The 17,609-nt window shown below is 72.2% G+C and carries 13 protein-coding genes and 1 pseudogene; 4 read left to right on the top strand and 10 right to left on the bottom strand.

Annotated elements, in window-relative coordinates:
• Window positions 1–2,684 (top strand): bifunctional [glutamine synthetase] adenylyltransferase/[glutamine synthetase]-adenylyl-L-tyrosine phosphorylase (locus tag E1291_RS16300; protein WP_131738654.1); only part of this gene is annotated, 2,684 nt, incomplete at its 5' end.
• Here the strand turns inward: E1291_RS16300 and E1291_RS16295 are convergent.
• Window positions 2,666–3,550 (bottom strand): phosphatase PAP2 family protein, encoded by an 885-nt coding sequence (locus tag E1291_RS16295; RefSeq protein ID WP_242614195.1) that lies wholly within the window; start codon window positions 3,548–3,550, stop codon window positions 2,666–2,668. The two genes, E1291_RS16300 and E1291_RS16295, sit on opposite strands and share 19 nt — an antisense overlap.
• Before the next feature lie 12 nt (window positions 3,551–3,562).
• Window positions 3,563–4,480, bottom strand: coding sequence for a phosphatase PAP2 family protein (locus E1291_RS16290; RefSeq protein ID WP_242614194.1), 918 nt, complete (start codon window positions 4,478–4,480; stop codon window positions 3,563–3,565).
• Between the two features lie 236 nt (window positions 4,481–4,716).
• Here E1291_RS16290 and E1291_RS16285 point away from each other — a divergent pair, with 236 nt between their 5' ends.
• Together E1291_RS16285 and E1291_RS16280 are read left to right on the top strand one after the other, a co-directional pair.
• The gene (locus E1291_RS16285) at window positions 4,717–6,309 is read left to right on the top strand and encodes an alpha/beta hydrolase (RefSeq protein ID WP_131738653.1); all 1,593 of its coding nucleotides are present in this window, start codon (window positions 4,717–4,719) and stop codon (window positions 6,307–6,309) included.
• A 123-nt stretch (window positions 6,310–6,432) separates the two neighbouring features.
• A complete protein-coding gene (locus tag E1291_RS16280) occupies window positions 6,433–6,921 on the top strand; it encodes a DinB family protein (protein WP_131738652.1) in 489 nt (162 codons plus the stop codon).
• Between the two features lie 67 nt (window positions 6,922–6,988).
• On the opposite strand, the gene E1291_RS16275 is transcribed toward E1291_RS16280, so the two are convergent.
• From E1291_RS16275 to E1291_RS16250, 5 genes are all read right to left on the bottom strand, one after another.
• The gene (locus tag E1291_RS16275) at window positions 6,989–7,390 is read right to left on the bottom strand and encodes an OsmC family protein (RefSeq protein WP_131738651.1); all 402 of its coding nucleotides are present in this window, start codon (window positions 7,388–7,390) and stop codon (window positions 6,989–6,991) included.
• A 72-nt stretch (window positions 7,391–7,462) separates the two neighbouring features.
• The gene (locus E1291_RS16270) at window positions 7,463–9,475 is read right to left on the bottom strand and encodes a DEAD/DEAH box helicase (RefSeq protein ID WP_242614193.1); all 2,013 of its coding nucleotides are present in this window, start codon (window positions 9,473–9,475) and stop codon (window positions 7,463–7,465) included.
• A gap of 370 nt (window positions 9,476–9,845) precedes the next feature.
• Entirely contained in the window at window positions 9,846–10,211 is a 366-nt protein-coding gene (locus E1291_RS16260) for an RICIN domain-containing protein (RefSeq protein WP_165495135.1), read from the bottom strand.
• A gap of 291 nt (window positions 10,212–10,502) precedes the next feature.
• Window positions 10,503–12,122, bottom strand: coding sequence for a substrate-binding domain-containing protein (locus tag E1291_RS16255; protein WP_207400761.1), 1,620 nt, complete (start codon window positions 12,120–12,122; stop codon window positions 10,503–10,505).
• Between the two features lie 325 nt (window positions 12,123–12,447).
• Entirely contained in the window at window positions 12,448–13,815 is a 1,368-nt protein-coding gene (locus E1291_RS16250; protein ID WP_131738648.1) for a hypothetical protein, read from the bottom strand.
• A 336-nt stretch (window positions 13,816–14,151) separates the two neighbouring features.
• Here E1291_RS16250 and E1291_RS16245 point away from each other — a divergent pair, with 336 nt between their 5' ends.
• The gene (locus E1291_RS16245) at window positions 14,152–14,511 is read left to right on the top strand and encodes a hypothetical protein (protein ID WP_131738647.1); all 360 of its coding nucleotides are present in this window, start codon (window positions 14,152–14,154) and stop codon (window positions 14,509–14,511) included.
• 1,191 nt (window positions 14,512–15,702) lie between these two features.
• Here the strand turns inward: E1291_RS16245 and ribD are convergent.
• The 3 genes and pseudogenes from ribD to E1291_RS16230 all read right to left on the bottom strand — a co-directional run bounded on the left by ribD (window position 15,703) and on the right by E1291_RS16230 (window position 17,533).
• A complete protein-coding gene (gene ribD, locus E1291_RS16240; RefSeq protein WP_131738646.1) occupies window positions 15,703–16,596 on the bottom strand; it encodes a bifunctional diaminohydroxyphosphoribosylaminopyrimidine deaminase/5-amino-6-(5-phosphoribosylamino)uracil reductase RibD in 894 nt (297 codons plus the stop codon).
• Window positions 16,596–17,105: pseudogene (locus E1291_RS16235) on the bottom strand (NsdA family TPR-like regulatory protein); the annotation flags it as partial. The gene ribD and the pseudogene E1291_RS16235, both read right to left, overlap by 1 nt.
• Before the next feature lie 161 nt (window positions 17,106–17,266).
• Window positions 17,267–17,533, bottom strand: a complete 267-nt coding sequence (locus tag E1291_RS16230) for a hypothetical protein (protein WP_131738644.1) — start codon at window positions 17,531–17,533, stop codon at window positions 17,267–17,269.
• Window positions 17,534–17,609 lie beyond the last annotated feature (76 nt).

Here is a 17,609-nt window from a genome sequence, read left to right as displayed (position 1 = left end):
CGCTGCGCGTCGCCTACCGCAGGCGGCTGCTCGCGCTGGCCGGCCGCGACCTCATCGGGGTCGCCGACGTCGCCGAGGTCGCCGCCGAGCTGGCCGACCTCGCCGCCGCCGCGCTGACGGCCGGGCTCGCGACGGCCCGCGCGCAGGTTCCCGGGCACGGCCGCTGCCGCCTCGCGATCATCGGGATGGGCAAGTGCGGGGGCCGCGAGCTCAACTACGTCAGCGACGTGGACGTGGTGTTCGTGGCGGAGGCGCGCGAGGGGGAGCCGGAGGACGCCGCGCTGGGCGTCGCGACCCGGCTGGCCGCGGCGACGATGCGGGCGTGCTCGGCCAGCACCCGGGAGGGCGCGCTCTGGGAGGTGGACGCGGCGCTGCGTCCCGAGGGCAAGGCGGGCCCGCTCGTGCGGACGCTTCCCAGCCACCGGGCCTACTACGAGCGGTGGGCGAAGACCTGGGAGTTCCAGGCGCTGCTGAAGGCCCGGCCGGTCGCCGGCGACGCCGGGCTCGGCCGCCGCTACCTGGAGATGATCACGCCGATCGTCTGGCACGCCGCCGAGGGCGAGAGCTTCGTCGAGGACGTCCAGGCGATGCGCCGCCGGGTCGAGGCCGACCTCGGCCGCCGCGGCGCCGGGGCCGAGCGGCAGCTCAAGCTCGGGCCGGGCGGCCTGCGCGACGTCGAGTTCGCGGTGCAGCTGCTCCAGCTCGTGCACGGCCGGGCCGACGAGTCGCTGCGCAGCCCCACCACGCTGGACGCGCTGGCCGACCTGTCGCGCGGCGGGTACGTCGGCCGCGACGACGCGGCGGCGCTCGCGTCCGCCTACCGGTTCCTGCGGAGGGTGGAGCACCTCGCCCAGCTGCACCGGCTGCGCCGCACCCATCTGGTGCCCGACGACGAGGCGGGCCTGCGGCGGCTCGGCCGGGCGCTCGGCCTGCGCACCGACCCGGTGGGGGAGTTCACCGCGCTGTGGCGGCGGCACGCGCGGGAGGTGCGCCGCATCCACGAGAAGCTGTTCTACCGGCCGCTGCTGCGCGCGGTGGCGCGGCTCCCCGGGGAGGAGGCGCGGCTCACCCCGGCGGCGGCCGGGGTCCGGCTGGAGGCGCTCGGCTACGCCGACCCGGCGGGCGCTCTGCGGCACATCGAGGCGCTGACGGCCGGGGTGTCGCGGCGCGCGGCGATCCAGCGGACGCTGCTGCCGGTGATGCTCGGCTGGTTCGCCGACACGCCCGACCCCGACGCCGGGCTGCTCGGGTTCCGGCGGGTCAGTGACGCGCTCGGGACGACCCCCTGGTACCTGCGGCTGCTGCGCGACGAGGTGACGGTGGCCGAGCGGATGGCGTGGGTGCTCGGCTCCAGCCGCTACGCGACGGACCTGCTGCTGCGCGCCCCCGAGGCGGTCGGGACGCTCGGCAGCGCCGCGGAGCTGGCGCCGCGGCCGCTGGCGGCCCTGCGCGCCGAGGCGCTCGCCGCCGTCCGCCGGCACACCGTCCCCGAGGCGCAGGCCGCTGAGGATGGCCCGGAGGCGGGCTCCACGACCGGTACCGCGACGGCCGGTGCGCGGGGCGTCGCGGCACGCGCTCCGGCGGGCGTCGCGGCGCGAGTTCCGGCGGGCCCCAAGGCGACTCCGGCGGAGGAGGCGGTCGCGGTCGTCCGCGGGCTGCGCCGCCGGGAGCTGTTCCGGGTGGCGGTCGGCGACCTGCTCGGGCTCACCGACGTCCGGACGGTGGGGGAGGCCCTCACCGACATCGCGGCCGTCGCCGTCGAGGCCGCGCTGCTGGCCGCGGTCGCCGCGGTCGAGACGGCGCGCGGGGAGCCGCTGCCGACCCGGATGGCCGTGGTGGCGATGGGCCGCTTCGGCGGTCATGAGCTCGGCTACGGCAGCGACGCCGACGTCATGTTCGTGCACGACCCGCGTCCCGGCGCGGACGAGCGGCAGGCGGGCCGCGCCGCGCACGCGGTGGCCGAGGAGCTGCGGCGGCTGCTCGCGCTGCCCGCCCCCGACCCGCCGCTGGACATCGACCCGGACCTGCGCCCGGAGGGGCGGCAGGGGCCGCTGGTGCGGACGCTGGCGTCCTACGCCGCCTACTACGCGCGCTGGTCGGAGCCGTGGGAGGCGCAGGCGCTGCTGCGCGCCGACCCGATCATCGGCGACCCGGGGCTGCGCGCGCGGTTCGGCGCGCTGATCGACCCGATCCGCTTCCCCGAGGGCGGCATCGGCGAGGACGCCGTCCGGCAGATCCGGCGGCTGAAGGCGCGGATGGAGTCCGAGCGGCTGCCGCGCGGCGTCGACCGGCGGCTGCACATCAAGCTGGGACCGGGCGGCCTCTCGGACGTGGAGTGGGTGGCGCAGCTCCTGCAGCTCAGGCACGCCCACGACGTCCCGGAGCTGCGCACGACCCGGACCCTGGCCGCGCTGGACGCGGCCGTGCGCGCGGGCCTGCTGGACGGGCACGACGCGGATGTCCTCGCGCGGGCGTGGTGCCTGGCCACCCGGATCCGCGGCTCGATCATGCTGGTGCGGGGACGGGCGTCCGACCTGCTGCCGACCGACCACCACCGTGAGCGCAGCGCGGTGGCGCGGGTGCTGGACTACCCCGGCACGGGCGATCTCCTGGAGGACTACCGCAGGCACGCCCGCCGGGCCCGCGCGGTCGTCGACCGGGTGTTCTACGGGGCCGGGGGCTGACCCGGCGCGCGGGCCCGCGCCTTCACCAGGAACGCGCCGCGGCCCACGGCCAGGCCCGCGGCGAGCGTGACAGCGCCCCCGGCCGCGTCCAGCAGGAAGTGGTTCGCCGTCCCCATGATCACGACGATGGTCGCGGCCGGGTACAGGAGGGCGACGGCCTTGACGAGGCGCCGCCTGGCGACGCCGATGACCACCATGGCGCACCACAGCGACCACGCCGTGTGAATGGACGGCATCGCGGCGTACTGGTTGGAGACCGAGGCGCCGGGCCCGGAGCCGTAGATCCCCCATGTTCCGAAGGCCGTCACGGTGTCGGTGAAGCCGGGCAGCATCCTGGGCGGCGCGAGCGGGAAGGCCCAGAATCCGGCGAGGCCCAGGACGGTCGTGGCGAACAGCAGCGTCCGGTACTCGCCGTAGCGCTCCGGTCGCCTTATGTACAGGTACAAGAGGATGCCGATGGTCGCGATGAAGTGCATCGTGGCGTAGAAGTAGTTCGCGCCGATCGCCAGCCACGCGTGCGCGACGAACGTCCGGTTCAGGTCGTACTCGACGTCGGCGTGGAGGGCGTCCTCCACGCCGAGGAGCTCGTAGGCCCGGTGCGCCGCCGTCGCGGGGTCCGCCGGGACCAGGTTCCTGACCATCTCGTAGGCCAGATAGCAGACGGCGACCAGCAGGAGCTCGCGCCACAGCGGGGGCCTACCGGAAGCGCGGGAGCGGCGGAGCGCCCGGGCGGCGGAGTCCGTCGCGCCCGAGGGGGGAGCGGAGGCGAGGGCGGGAGGCGCGGCGGGGAACCGGGCCGCAGGGGCCTCCCCGGCCGCGTCGCCGTCGCCGCGGCCGGTCCGTGGGACGCGTGCCGACCAGGCCACGTCCCCAGGATCTCAGATGCGCGACTCCGACGCACGCCCGGCCGGGACCGACTCCCTGCGCGCGGCCCCGGAGGACCGCTCGGGACGGTGCGTCAGCCGCCGCCGCAGGCGGCTCCGCGCGTCCAGGATCCACCGCGGGCAGCGCGTGTACAGCAGCCACGAGAGGCCGAGGGCACCGCCGATCAGCGCCATGCCCGCCACCGCGTCCAGCACGTAGTGGTTGGCGGTGGACAGGATCACGAACACCGTCGTCGCCGGGTAGAGCACGCCGAGCAGCTTGGCCCATCGCCGCGTCGTCAGCTTGACCATGATGAACCCGCACCACAGCGCCCAGCCCGCGTGCATCGACGGCATCGCCGCGTACTGGTTGGTCAGGCTCCCGGACGCGTCGCTGGCGTACAGGCCGAGCGAGTGCAGCGCGGTCACCGGGTCGACGAAGCCCTCGCTGTGCAGGAACCTCGGCGGCGCCAGCGGGTACAGCCAGAAGCCGAGCAGCGCGATGCCGGTGGCCACCATGATCGAGGTGCGCAGCCAGCGGTACTCCTGCGGCCGGTAGCGGTACAGCCAGACGACGACGCCGATCGTCACGATGAAGTGCATCGTGGCGTAGAAGATGTTCGCCGTCCGCGCCAGCCACGGCACGTTCAGCAGCATCTGGTTCAGGCCCAGCTCACTGTCGATCCCCAGGAACCGTTCCAGGCGGAGGACGTCCCCCGCGTGGGCGAACGCCCCCCCGGTGCCGTCCTGGACCAGGACGATGCGGGTCAGCGTGTAACCGGTGTAGAAGAGCACGATCAGCATGAGCTCGCGCCACACCGGCGGTGCGGTGAGCACCCGGCGCCGCGTCGTCGCGGCCGGCTGTCGCGACGCGCCGTGCCGGGCCGGGTCGGCTCGGCGGCGGAGGGCCGCTGGGGGGGCGATTTGGGCCATGCTACCTATCTTTGCCGCGAGGCCCCCTGTATGAGATCACCGCGACGAATGGTCTTCATCTCAGACCTGAGTAGTACGACCCCGACGCGGCCTCCGGACTTTCGGGGGAGGGGCCCCGGGGTACCTACACCTGGAAGTGGCCACCCGTGGGTGGAGCCTCTCGGCCTGATCAGGCATCGGTCCGGGAGCCGGTGGGTAGATCACGAGCGCCCCCCGTCGGCTGAACGGAGGGACGAATGCCACTTGAGGGGTGGGTACCGGGCGAGGCGGTGCTCCGCACCACCGTATGCGCGACGGTGCTGGCCGCCACGGGTCTGATCTCCTGCGGCGGCGGACCCGATCGCCCGCGCGCCTCGGTGAACGTCTCCGTCCCGGGGACCGCCTCCGCCGGGACCCGCGCGGAGCCCGCGCCCGCACCGCGCCCGCTCGGCTGGAGGCCCTGCACCTCACTGCCCAGGCCCCGGCCCCCGAACTCCTCAGGGTTCCGGTGCGCCACGCTCAGGGTCCCCTTGGACTACGCCAAGCCGTCCGGTGAGACGGTCGGGCTCGCGCTGCTGCGCGTCCCGGCCACCGACCCGCGTCACCGGATCGGCTCGCTGCTGTTCAACTTCGGTGGCCCCGGCGGGGACGGCGTGGACACGCTCGCTCTGGCCGCGGGCCAGTACCGGCACCTGAACACCCGCTACGACCTTGTCGGCTTCGATCCCCGCGGCGTCGGCCGCAGCGCCCCCGTCACCTGCGTCGGGCCCGGACGAATGGACGCGCTCGCCGCCCGGGACTCCTCACCCGACGACGCCACCGAAGAGAAGGCGTACATCGACGGCGCGCTCGCCTACAACCGGGAGTGCGCCGCCCACGCCGGTCGCCTCCTGCCCCACGTCGGGACCCTCAACGCCGCCCGCGACATGGACGCCATCCGCGCCGCCGTCGGCGACCGGCACCTGCACTACTTCGGGATCTCCTACGGCACCTGGCTCGGCGGCAGCTACGCCCACCAGCTCCCCGGCAACGTCGGGCGCGCCGTCCTCGACGGCGCCGTCGACACCAGGATCAGCACCGTGGACCTCGGCCTCCAGCAGGCCGCCGCGTTCCAGCGCGCGCTCGGCGTCTTCGGTGCCGCGTGCGCCGCGCTCGGCCGTCGCGCCTGCCCGCTGGGCACCGGCGGCCCGGCCGTCGCCGCCACCGTCGGGCGGCTGCTCGCCGGTCTGGACCGCGACCCGCTGCCCGCCCGCGGCGGCCGCCGGCTGACCGAGAGCCTCGGCACCGCCGGCGTCACCGCCGCCCTGTACTCGCGGGAGTCGTGGCCGATGCTCGCCCAGGGGCTGGTCGACGCCGTCACCCGGCGCGACGGCGGCCTCCTGCTCCGCCTCGCCGACCTGCAGAACGGCCGCCGCGAGGACGGGACCTACTCCAACCTGTCCGCCGCCAACACCGCGATCACCTGCGCGGACGGCACCGCCCGGCACACCCCGGCCGACGTCCGGCGGCTGCTGCCCAGGTTCCGCGCCGCCTCACCGGTCTTCGGCCCGGCGCTGGCGTGGAGCCTGCTGCAGTGCACTGGCTGGCCGGTCGCGGGCGACGACGCCGCCCGCGAGACCGCCGCCCCGTCCGCCGCGCCGATCCTCGTCGTCGGCAACACCGGCGACCCGGCCACCCCCTACGCGTGGGCCCCGGCGCTGACCCGGGAGCTCGGCGGCAAGGCGGCCCTGCTCACCCTCCGCGGCGAGGGGCACGGCGCCTACGACACGGGCGACCCCTGCGTCCAGCGCGCCGTCGACGCCTATCTCCTCGAAGGCACCGTCCCGGCACCGGGCACCACCTGCGGCTGAGCCCCGCGTTCGGTGCGCTCGTCGCGCGGCGATGTGGCCGAACTTGCCAGAACGGCAAGTTCACGTGCCGGATTCGCCGTCCCCGGTGAGACTGGGCACCCACCGAGCACGAGGAGGACGCCCATGCCCGGCGGAGAACGCCGTGACACCCCACCGCCCCGGACCGCGGGCGGTGAGGCCGAGGTCCTGCGCGGCTTCCTGGCCTACCTGCGGACCTCGATCGCCGCGAAGGTCGAGGACGCCCCAGAGCCCCGGGTGCGGGAGGCCGCGGTGCCCTCGGGCACCAGCCTGCTCGGCCTGCTGCACCACCTGACCTCCGTGGAACGCGCGATCTTCCTGGGCGAGGAGGTCGCCGACTGGCAGGCCACCTTCCAGGTTTCACCGTCCGACACCGTGACAGACGTCGTCACCCGCTACCGGGAAGCCGTCCGTCGTGCCGACGAGGTGCTGGACGGGTGCGCCGATCTCGGTGCGCCCCTTCCCCGGCCGCGCCCGGGGCGCCCGGCGCCCAGCGTCCGCTGGGCCCTCGCCCACATGATCGAGGAGACCGGCCGGCACGCCGGGCACGCCGACATCATCCGCGAACTGATCGACGGCGCGACCGGACGCTGATCCCGTGACCGGGCGGGCGCGCGCCGGCGGCGCGGGACGCCCCCTCGGCGCCCCGCGCCGCCGGCCGTCAGGACGTCTCGATGACCTGCTCGACCTTCATCGGCTCCTTCAGCGCGTTGCCGACCGTGCAGTACCGTTCGTGCACCCGCGCGGCCACCGCCGAGAGGACGTCCGCGGCCTCGTCGTCTCCGGCGGGCAGCTCGACGTCATAGGTGATCGTGATCGTGCCGAGGGTGCTGGTGGCGACCTTGTCCGCCTGGACGGTCGCTGCGAGCCGCGCCATCCGGTGCCCCCGCTGGGAGGTCAGCGGCTCCACGGTGACCAGCTCGCAGCCGCCGAGCGCCGCCAGCAGCAGCTCCACCGGCGTGAACACGCCGGTCGTGTCGCCGTCGCCGATCGCGACCCGCGCGCCGCGCGCGTTGACGGCCTGGAACCCGTCCTCGGTGCGCTCCACCCTCACCTCGGCCATGCCATCTCCCTAGATCGCGCTGATGTCCGCACATCGAAACACACCCCGGCCGCCGGTTCTTCCCCGCCCCGATCAGGCGCTCCCGAGCCGGTCCCGCTCCTCCTCCACGATCCGCCGGGCGAGGGCCTGCTCGGTGACGTCCACCGCGTCCGGGACCCGACCGGCCGGCGCGTGTCCGCCGGGCGGCCGTGTGAGCTCCCGTATCCGCTGGTCCACGCTCTCCGGCGTGAGCAGCCGGTGCACCCGCACCGGCAGCGCCTGCCCTAGCCGGTGCGCGCCGGCGACCGCCTCCGCCTCCAGGGCCGGCGTCACCTGCGGCTCACAGATGACGACGACCGAGGCGGCCTGGAGGTTGAGCCCGGAACCGCCCGTCCCGATCCGCGCCAGCAGCACCCCGTGCCCGGCCTCGGCGGCGAACGCGTCCACCGCCGCCTGCCGCCGGTCCGCCGCCATCGCCCCGTCCAGCGGCCCCCGGGCGTCCGGCACCGCCTCCCGCACGGCGGCGAGGACCTCCCGGAAACAGGAGAACACCACGACCTTGCGCCCGTCCTCCGCCGCCTCCCCGAGAAGCTCCAGCAACCGGCCGAGCTTCGCCGAACCCGCCGGGACGGCGTACGCCACGCGCCGCATCGCGGTGAAGTCGCCGCCCGCCACCGCCCGCCGGTACTCCGCGCGGTCGGCCGCGCCGAACTCCACCCACTCGTCCACGTGCACGGCCTCGGGCAGCTCGGCGAGCACGTCCCGCCGGTCGCGCCGCAGGTAGACGGGCGCGACCGCCGTCCGGAACGCCCGCGATCCCACGACCGCGTCGCCCGGACGGATCCTCGGCAGCGACTCGGGCCGCAGGTGGGCGACCAGAGCGCGGAACTCCGCGACACGGTTCTCCAGCGGCGCGCCGGTGAGGTACAGCACCCGGTTCGCCCTCCTGCGCCACCAGGCGACGGCTTTGGCCCGGCGGCTCGCGGGATCCTTGAGGAGGTGCGCCTCGTCCACGACCAGCACGCCGAGCCTGATCTTCGGGTCGCCGAGGGAGGCCAGCGTGTCCAGGGTCGTGACCGCGACGCCGCCGCCCCGGACCCACCTGTCCAGCTCCGCCGCCTTCGCCGGACCGTGCAGCCGGTAGGGGGTCAGGGTGCTGCGCTCCCCGATCTCCCGCGTCCAGTTGACGAGCCCGCTCGCCGGGCACGCGACGAGGAAGTGCCTCGGCCCCTCCGTCCGCAGATGCGCCATCACCGCGATGGCCTGGGCGGTCTTGCCGAGCCCCCGCTCGTCCCCGAGGATCACCCGCGTCCGCGTCAGCGCGAACCGCGCCCCGAACTCCTGGTAGGGCCGCAGCGGCGCCCGCAGGTACGCGCCGTCCAGCGGCTGGGCCCGCACCCGTGCCGCGAGCCCCTCCGGCAGGAACCCCTCGGCGGGATCCGGCCCCGGCGCCACCGTGCCCGGATCCACCGTGCCCGGCTCCGCCAGGAGCGTCCGGTACTCGGCTGCGCGCCGCTCGTAGTCGAGCCACGCCTCCTCCACCGGGACCTCCCGCAGCAGTTCGGCCGCCGCCCGCGTCAGCATCGACGCGGTGTCCGGGTCGTGCGCGGCCAAAATCTCCGCGACTTCCCGGGCCGCCGCCCGCGCCCGCCGTCGCCTCCGCCACTCCGCCCGCGTCACCAGCCGGTGCGCCCACGCGGCCCGCCCGTCGTGGAGCAGAGGGGCGAGCCGTCCGTCCAGGCCGGCGACGTCGCGCGCCCGAGGCAGGTCGGGGCCCACCCTCAGCAGCCGGTACAGCGCGACGACCAGCGCCGTCGACGCCGCGTCCCGCCGCTCCGCGTCGATCCTCAGCCCCGCCGTCTTCGCCGCGGTCGCGGCGAGACGTTCGGCCGCCCCATGGACTTGGCGCGCGGTCCGTGCCCCAATCCCCGGCAGCGCTTGAAGCTCCCGAGGGCTGCTCTCCAGCACGTCCAGCACGGTGGAGAGCTCGGCCCGCTCGAACGGCGCGAGCCGCAAGGTGCCCTGAACGGCGTCCTTGATGCGCGCCAGGGGAATGGCGGCGAGCCGTTCCCGCACATCGCTCTCACGCAGAGAATCCCGCGCCACGCGAATGTCCTCGACGGCTCTCGCGTCATTCGCCGTGAACATCCGGACGGCCGCCAGGAGCTCATCCCCGTCCACCAGAATCTGCTCGCGCCTGCGCGCCCCCCGACCGACCACCCCTGACGCCGCCGCCTCTCACTCCGGAACCACCCGAATGAATGATGACATCACGGACGACCGGGCCGCGGAGCGAGCGCCGGGGCTCACGCGAGGTTCTCGCGAGAGACAGAGGGTTCATCGCGAAGCCGCCCGCTCCGGCCTCGTGCGGTGTCGTGACCGCACAAGGCCGGAGCGGGCCTCCCGAGGTGCGTCCCGCCCGCCGCGCCCGCCCGCGCCGGAAGGCCCGCCGCACCCCGGGAAGCTCACACGGGCGTCATACCACGGGGTGCCACTGCTGGTGGCCGCCCCCGTTGCGACCCCACACCTCGACGGCGGCACCGACATCCCTGTTCGCGGCCGAGATCTGCAGGCAGAGGCCGCTCAGCTTGCTGATGATCTGCGACCCGTCCCATCTCCACTGCTGGGCCCGCCAGTCGTCGTGATAGTCGACCATGTTCACCCCGGCGCCGACCCCCTTGTTGGCGGCGACGATGTCCAGGCACTTTCCGAGGTCGCTGCGGATCGGTCCGTTGCCGTTGAAGGCCCAGAGTTTGGACGCCTCGTTCGCGCATCCCCAGATGTCGGCCATCGCGCCGTTACCGCCGTTGCCGTCCCGGACCTCCAGGCACAAGTTGTTCAAGTACGACATGAGCAGGAACCCGGGCTGAGGCGGGCTTGGGCCTGGTCTGCCGCCGGTGCGGCGCGGTGACCGCGACGGCCACCGTTCCGCTGATCTTCTTCATCGTGCGCCCATGAAGGATTTGGGAGCGAGCTCTGTACGGGCGGGCACGTGGTGATGGCGGGGGGCATGCCATGGGCCGTGATGGCAACGGTGATCGACTTTCGGCTCACCCTTTGGTGAACCGGGCGGGGGTCATAACCACTTTGGTCGGCTGCCAACAGCTCCTTTCTTCAGCGATTGCGGCCCGCGTCAGGACGGCGTGCATTTCAGCGGATACTCGGTCTCCAGGCAGGGACGGTTGCCGAGTTCGCGGAGGATGTCCTTGCCGCCCTGATCGGTGAGATAGCGCAGGAAGGCGGCGGCGATGGAGCCGGCGGGCAGTTCGCCGTAGGTGTAGGCGAACTCCACCTGCCAGTAGGGGTACTTACCGTCCTTGATGCCGGTGAGCGTCGCCGGGGCCTGGTCGATGGCGAGCCGGACGACGCCCTTGGCGGTCATGGCACTGCTGACCTCGCTGTAGCCGATGCTGTTGGGGTGCTTGGCGACCTCTTGCAGCAGAGCCTCCGTGGTGTCGACCTCACAAGCACCGGGCTGGTCCCGCTTGAGTGCGGCGCAGTCGCGCGTGGTGGGCGGGGGTGTCTCTTTGTGGTTCAGGACGCGTTCCACCAGGGTCGTGCGGGTTCCAGAGCCGGAGCTCCGGCCGATGAGATGGATCGCGCCGGGCTTGCCGCGCACATCGGACCAATCCCTGGTCGTCCCGGCGTAGATGTCGCGGATCTGCTGGAGGGTCAGACTCTTGACCTTTTGGTCCGGGCGGGTCACGAGAGTGAACAGCGAGAGCACGACGGGTCGGGACAAGAGTTGCGGGTGGCCGGGGGCCGCCTCGCCGTCGGTGAAGGTGATGTGGTCACCAAGTCCGGTGGTGCCCGACTTCCCGGCTTTGTCTCCGGCCCTCTCCAACTCGCCGAGACCTTCGGTGCTGCCCCGGAACGTCCCGTCGTCAATGGGGATGCCGGCCCCCCTCCCTTTGCACAACTGCACGTACTTCTGGGCGGCCTTGGTGATCGCGGGTTTGAAGGCGGTGGAGCCGTGCAGGTGCAGCGTGCCGCCGACGCAGTCCAGCGGAGGAGGATTCTCGCTCCAGAACAACGCGAGGGTCGCCTGCGCGAGCACCGCCGTCGCCAGGAGGCCGATGCCCAGCTTCGCCGGCCTGGAGGCGAACGTGTGGCTCTCGGTCTGGGCGATCTTGAGCTGGGCGAGCCAGCCGAGCCAGCGGATGTGCCGTCCGCTGACGTCGGCGCTGAAGACCGGGTCCGGGAACGTGTCGCCGGGGTTGCCGGCCTGGCGTTCCAGCACCGCCAGCACCTTGTAGTGCGCGCGGGGATTGAGTTTGACCTTGGGCAGGTTGATGACGCCCGAGTCGCCCTCCTGGCCGATCTCGAAGCCCTCGGCCGCCATGGTCTCGTCGTCGCCCGTCCCCATGACGAAGAAGTAGCGCAGTTCGGGCTGGCTGAGCTCGGTGACCGCCATTCCGACGACCTTGCGGTTCCGGAACGTGACCCGTATGCCCGTCCGGTCGAACTGGGAGGTCAGGTAGTCGTCCTCGACGATCGGCATCCATCCGGCGTTCTCGACGCGCAGCAGGACGAACGAGGGCTCGATCAGTTCTCTGCCGTTCTGCCGCATCCGGGCGAGCACGTTGGCGTGCGGCGCGTGGGCCGTGTCCGTGGCCAGCGTGTCCATCTGCACGCGGAAGCCGATCCGTTTCCGGCGGACGACGACGAACTCCCAGACGAACGCCGCGAGCGGGATCGCGATGCTGAGGAGAGAGACGGCCGTGTTGAAAGTCCAATCGAAGCCCAGACTCACTGGCGAATCCTTTGCCATCCCTTGACGCCGAGCGGGTTGATGTCATGTCAAAGTTCCTGTTGATCAGGACCTCAGGGTGGCAGCGCTCGCATGGGACGAACGTGTCGTCCTTGGCAATGGGCATGGAAGTTCATCGGGATGACACTCTGGGCAGAAGTCGCGTCCGTCTCGCGTTCGGGTGAACGAAACCCGGCCCGCCCGGCGCGCATCGCCCGTGTGAAATGGAACGTGCTCGGCTGTGACCACCGGGCCCACTGTTCGACGCGCCGGACAGGGCCCAAGCGCACCGGAGCCCCGTCGAGTGATCGACGGGGCTCCGGTGCGGTCAGAGAAATGCGGTACTACGGCTTTGGCTCGTGGTCAGGGCGCGCAGCTCCCGGGCCGCCGGAAGTACCCGCGCCTTTTCTGGGAGCACGGTGAGGACGCGCCGGGCATTCGACTGAACTCGCGCGATGCGCCGTTCCTGTGGAAGCGCGTCGATGATGGCGAGCGCTTGGCCGAGCGCCTCTTCCGGATCGGTTCGCGCGTGGAGAATGGGCCTATGCAGGTTGAGTTGAACCGTCTTGAAATCACCTGGCCGGAAGCAGGCGTGGGCGGCGTCCTGAGCCTCGCCGGCGCGCTTCATATCGCCCAGCCAGGAGTAGATCTGACTCTGGACGTACCGCAAGCGATCCTCGCCCCAATGCCGGCCTGCTGCCGGAAGCCTTTCGAAGAGTGCTTCGACCTCATGGATCGTGGTCAAGGCGCGTCGAAGGTCTCCGGCCGCCGCGTACATCTCGGCTTCGACGGCCACCGCATAGATCAGAGAGAACGTCGGGCGGGTTCCCGCGAGGCGCCGCCCTTCCTGAGCGAGCGGAACGAGGCCCTGGGGATCTTCGCGGTCGTCGGAAAGCCGCGTGGTCACCTCCCAGCTGCGGGCCTGTGACGCGAGATCTCGATCTCGTGATTCGTCCGCGAGCCGCCGGGACGTGGCCCACCATCGTCGCGAGTGACGACGCTCCCCGAGCTCTGTGAGCCCACCAGCGATCAAGAAGGCGTGCCGGGCGGCCGCATGCGCGAGATCGCGGCCCGCCGCGTCCGGCCGTGCCCGGCGGAGGTGGGGCGCGATCTCGGTCCAGTCCGCCGCGAGGGCGGCCAGGACGACGATGGGAGGGTCGTATCGATAACTGGCGGCGTGGACGTCATAGGCGTTCTCCCAGTCATCGATCATCGCTCGGGAGACGCTCGCGCCGAGTGGGCGAACTTCTTCGTCCCGCCCTCTTTGAGGAAGGTCAGCGAGGGCGGGCGCGACAGTGGCGCCTGCGGCTAAGGCAAGAGCGTCCTGGAGGAGATCCCCACAGTAGTCGCCGGCCTCTTTTTCGGGAGTTGGATTCCGATCCACGGTACCGCCGGGCATGCCGTTGATAGGGCGGCCCGATGCCTTGTACGGTTGATCGTCCGACTCGTCGCCGAACAGGTCCTCTCGGGTCGTCTCGTAGATGATGGCATAGAGGGTGCCGTAGGCGGCCGGATAGAAATTGCCGCGTTCATGGTGGACCACCATGCGGGCCGTGGTCTTGACCTGCAAAGTGGTCGGTGCGGTGTTCCCCTTGGCCTTCAGAAGGCGCCGCGCGGTCTCCCACTTGCCCCAACCGCGGCTTTTGCGTTCGAATTCAAGGCGAGTGGCCCATTTGGGTTGTTCTGGGGGGTTCATGGGCATCGGTCCATTTCTGGGGGAAAGTTGCGGAATGTGATTCCCTGGCTACGCTCATTCTCCCCGTCCGGGCGCCGCGTGACCTGAATTCACTGTCATCGGCAGGGGTCTGCCTGAGTCCCGGCTTCGCTTTTCCTGCTCGATGGCCCCAGGGCGTCGGCGGCGTCTCGAAAGCCTGCGACCGAAACACCTCCTCACGGTAAGTATCTGTATCGGCACTCGCGGTGATATCTCTGAAGTCGCCGCAATCTCCGATTCGCGAGAGCAGACCTCGTGATCAACGAAGATCGGCCCACGTGGGCCCGTCCCACTCCCTGACGAGCAACAGGAGAACAGATGCATAGATCATGGGCACGTCTCATCGTCTCGGCCGTAGCCGCGCCGCTCAGTCTCGGTCTGGCCCCGGTCACCGCTCTGGCCGCTCCAGGGCACGCCGCCCCAGTGAACCCCGCCCACCGGAACGCCGTCCCGGCCTTTGCCGCCCTCGGGACCCTCACCATCGTCCCTACGACCTACACCAATCCACGCCAGGGGTGCTACAACGGCACCATCCGTCCCTTGATCGTCATCAACAACACCAACACCATCGTCACCATCTACGGCCAGCCCGACTGCGCCGGTGCCGTCATCGGCCGGGTCATCCCCACCCAGACCCGCACCTTCGAGTTCGGGGCGAGCGTCAAGGTTCCCAGCTGACGAGCGCGGCGGCCGAGCGCAGGCAGCACCCAGCCGGCCGCGCGCTCGGCAGCCGCCGACAACGCCCCCTCCACAGCCCCGTCCTTCGACGATCACTGCGATCGCGGCACGCCCCCCGCACCGACCGGGTCGGCCTCCTGATTCCCGCGGGCCCGGCTCATCGAGCCCCGGGGCGTGCGATCCCGCCGTGACCGGCGGCGACGGGCCTATCCAAGCCCGCCAAGACGCCGCCGCCCGCTTGGCCACCCAGGCGTGTGACGACAGGCTCGCTCGCTGGGCGACGTGCACCGCCGGTGGGAACACGGAGCCGCCGAACACATCGTCCTCGCCGGATAGAGACGAGCTGGGCCCGCCCCACAACGCCAGGCTCCCGCAAGCGGGGACTGAGCGAGCTCCCCGTCCTCGGCGTTCATGCCACTCGCCCGGGTGGTGGGGGTGTACCTGATCCGCCGAGGTGCCAGGCCCCGGTACGTGCTGTGGTGGCCGCTTGTAGAGGCGTACGGTTTGGTACGGCGAACCCGACCACGACGAGCAGGTCGGCGCGACGGCAGAGCAGGCGGCCGAGACCATCGGCCGGACCCTCAGATTGCCCGCTCTGTGAGCGCCGCCGCCCGCGTTGGCGGAACCAGGCCGGGGCGGGGGCGGACGCGCTCGACGTCCGGCCGCACCGCTCCGATGTTCCGGCGGAGTCGCCGGCAGCCGGTGGACTCGTGCCCATGTCCCGCCTCTCGGACGCCCGCGACTCGACGTATCGACGCTGTGCCTCCGCCGCGGCTGCCACACATTCGGCCGGATCGAAACCCAAGTCCGATGCCCAGCGCACGCCAGAAAGAGTCAGGTTGCCGAGCTCCCGGCCGAGCGCCGCCCGGTCCCTGTCGCCTTCAAGCTCGTCGCGGCTGACGCGGGCGATGTCACCGGTGACGGTGCACGCCGCAACGGCAACGTGCGGCAACTCCATGGACGGCTGCCCGGCCCAGATTCGCCGGCCCAGCGTCAGCAGATCCGAGATGCGCGGGTCGTCCAACGGTACTTGTCGAGATTGTGAGGCCCCGAGATCCAACACGTATAGGTGGCCACACCGGGAGACAGCGGAGATGACACCCGTGACCACGGCACACCCTTGGCTGCGAAGATCATCAATTACCGGCCGACACACCGATCTCATTCTGAAACGATCAGTAGGGCGCGCTCTCAGACGATCTTGTCCGGCTCGGCTTCCAGCCGGACCGCGGCCGCCTCGCGGCGCGTAGCGGTCACCTGGAACCCGGGCGGCAGCACGGGGAACGGCAGGGCCGCATACCCCGGCGACGACGGGCCCGCTGCGCTGACGTGGGCGACGATCCGGTTGACCAGCCCCGCAGCGGCGAACGACTCGCCGAGGCCGACGCCACCCGACAGCAATAGCGAGCGGACGCCGCCGCTGTAAAGCACGTTGAGTGCGGCAGCCGGTTCCATAGGGTCGACGTCTCGCAGGCGGAGGATGCCGGGTCCGTGCGAGTCCGGTACGGCCTCGGTGACCCGACCGTCCTCGAACAAGATCGCGTCAGCGCGCAGCCGTAGCGTTTCGGCCGCGAGCAACTCGCCGGGCAGCGCCCGGAGGGTCGCGCCGTGCAGCTCGTACGCCCACGCCACGACCGGACGACCCGCCAGCGTCGCGGCCAGCCACGTGCCGAGCACTGTGAGGGCCTCGCCCTCGAATACGCCGATTTCGACTTCGACTCCGGCGGCACGCAGGACGGAGGCGCCTCCGTCCCCGCGTGAGGTCGGGTCCATCACCGCGATCAGCACCCGGGCTACCCCGGCGTCGAGCAGGGCCTGACGGCACGGTGGGGTGCGGCCGGTGTGGTTGCAGGGTTCGAGCGTCACCACGGCGGTACCGTCCCGGGCGCGGTCACCGGCGGCAGCGAGCGCGTTGACCTCGGCGTGCGCGTCCCCTTTCCGCAGGTGGTAACCCTCGCCGGCCACGGCACCGGCGGCGTCCAGGACGACGCACCCGACCGGCGGGTTCGGGCTGGTCCGGCCGAGCCCGAACGCTGACAGCGCGATCGCACGCCGCATCGCGGCAGCTTCACTCGGCGTGGGCATCACGCGTCCTCAGCGATTTGCGCGAGCAGCCCGGCGACGGGGGGCAGATGGGCATGCGCGTGCAAGCCGGCGACGACGGTGGAGACCATGCCGCAGATTCTCGCCGAGCCGACGTCCTGCGCGATCACCAGGGCGTCGCCCGCGGCGAGCGCGGCCCGCTCGGGCTGGTCGTCCGCAAGGTAGGCCTCGGCGAGTGCTGCATGAGCGAGACCGCGGTCCCGCTGATAGGAGGAGGGCAGCCCCTCAAGCGCAATCGCGAATGCTGGGATCGCCCGTTCCGGGCGGCCGAGCTGCGACCAACACCGCCCACGCTGCATCTCCAGATAGGCTGGTGTGCAGAACGACCCGTGACCGGCACTCGCGTCCGCGGACTCGTCCGCCGCGGCGAACGTGAGCGCCTCGTCAATGGCGACGTGGCATGTCGCCTCGGCACGGTCGCGGGCGTGCCCGTGCGCGGCCTGCTGCAGAATCGCGGCCAGCATCGCCGACGCCTCGCCACGCCGCTCACGGCGTGCGGAACCGGACCAGTTCGCTCATGGGTGGGCCAGCCGGCTCCAGAGATCTGCTCGCTGTTCCAGTCCTTCCACGCAGCGACGAGACCGCCGATGGACGGTGCGGCCAGCCCGAAAACGCCGCGCCGGGCCGTTCTGCGCGACGGCGTGAAGCAGGTCTATCCGCGGTGTTGGCCGCATGCGTCCCGGGCGTGATGGCGCGGTGTCACGTCTCCCGTCGCGAGAACCTCGGCGAGCGCGGCCGCGAACTCCTCCAGTGCCGCGACACGGTTCATGCGCGTCGCGGACTCGCCCACGCCATCGTCGCGGCGGCACAGCCAGGTCTGCCCATCGTCGTCGGTCAGGACGATCACCTTTGTCCCGGCGAGATGGAACGTCGCGTCCTTGTGCCCACCGGTGTTGAGCACCCTCTCCATGTCGCTCATCCAGTGACCTCCCGCAGTTGCTCGCAAGCGTCCTTGATCTCCCACACGGAGCTCTCGGCCGTCTGGGGCTTGGACC

It is taken from the genome of Actinomadura roseirufa, assembly GCF_900659635.1.
Lineage (GTDB): Bacteria > Actinomycetota > Actinomycetes > Streptosporangiales > Streptosporangiaceae > Spirillospora > Spirillospora roseirufa.
This window is presented reverse-complemented; position numbering and strand designations above follow the sequence as displayed.

What these genes read in the sequence shown, in the direction of transcription:
- E1291_RS16290 (WP_242614194.1), bottom strand. Translation starts at nt 4,480, where the DNA reads ATGGCCCAAATCGCCCCCCCAGCGGCCCTCCGCCGCCGAGCCGACCCG.
- E1291_RS16285 (WP_131738653.1), top strand. Translation starts at nt 4,717, where the DNA reads ATGCCACTTGAGGGGTGGGTACCGGGCGAGGCGGTGCTCCGCACCACC.
- E1291_RS16280 (WP_131738652.1), top strand. Translation starts at nt 6,433, where the DNA reads ATGCCCGGCGGAGAACGCCGTGACACCCCACCGCCCCGGACCGCGGGC.
- E1291_RS16275 (WP_131738651.1), bottom strand. Translation starts at nt 7,390, where the DNA reads ATGGCCGAGGTGAGGGTGGAGCGCACCGAGGACGGGTTCCAGGCCGTC.
- E1291_RS16250 (WP_131738648.1), bottom strand. Translation starts at nt 13,815, where the DNA reads ATGAACCCCCCAGAACAACCCAAATGGGCCACTCGCCTTGAATTCGAA.
- E1291_RS16245 (WP_131738647.1), top strand. Translation starts at nt 14,152, where the DNA reads ATGCATAGATCATGGGCACGTCTCATCGTCTCGGCCGTAGCCGCGCCG.
- ribD (WP_131738646.1), bottom strand. Translation starts at nt 16,596, where the DNA reads ATGCCCACGCCGAGTGAAGCTGCCGCGATGCGGCGTGCGATCGCGCTG.
- E1291_RS16230 (WP_131738644.1), bottom strand. Translation starts at nt 17,533, where the DNA reads ATGAGCGACATGGAGAGGGTGCTCAACACCGGTGGGCACAAGGACGCG.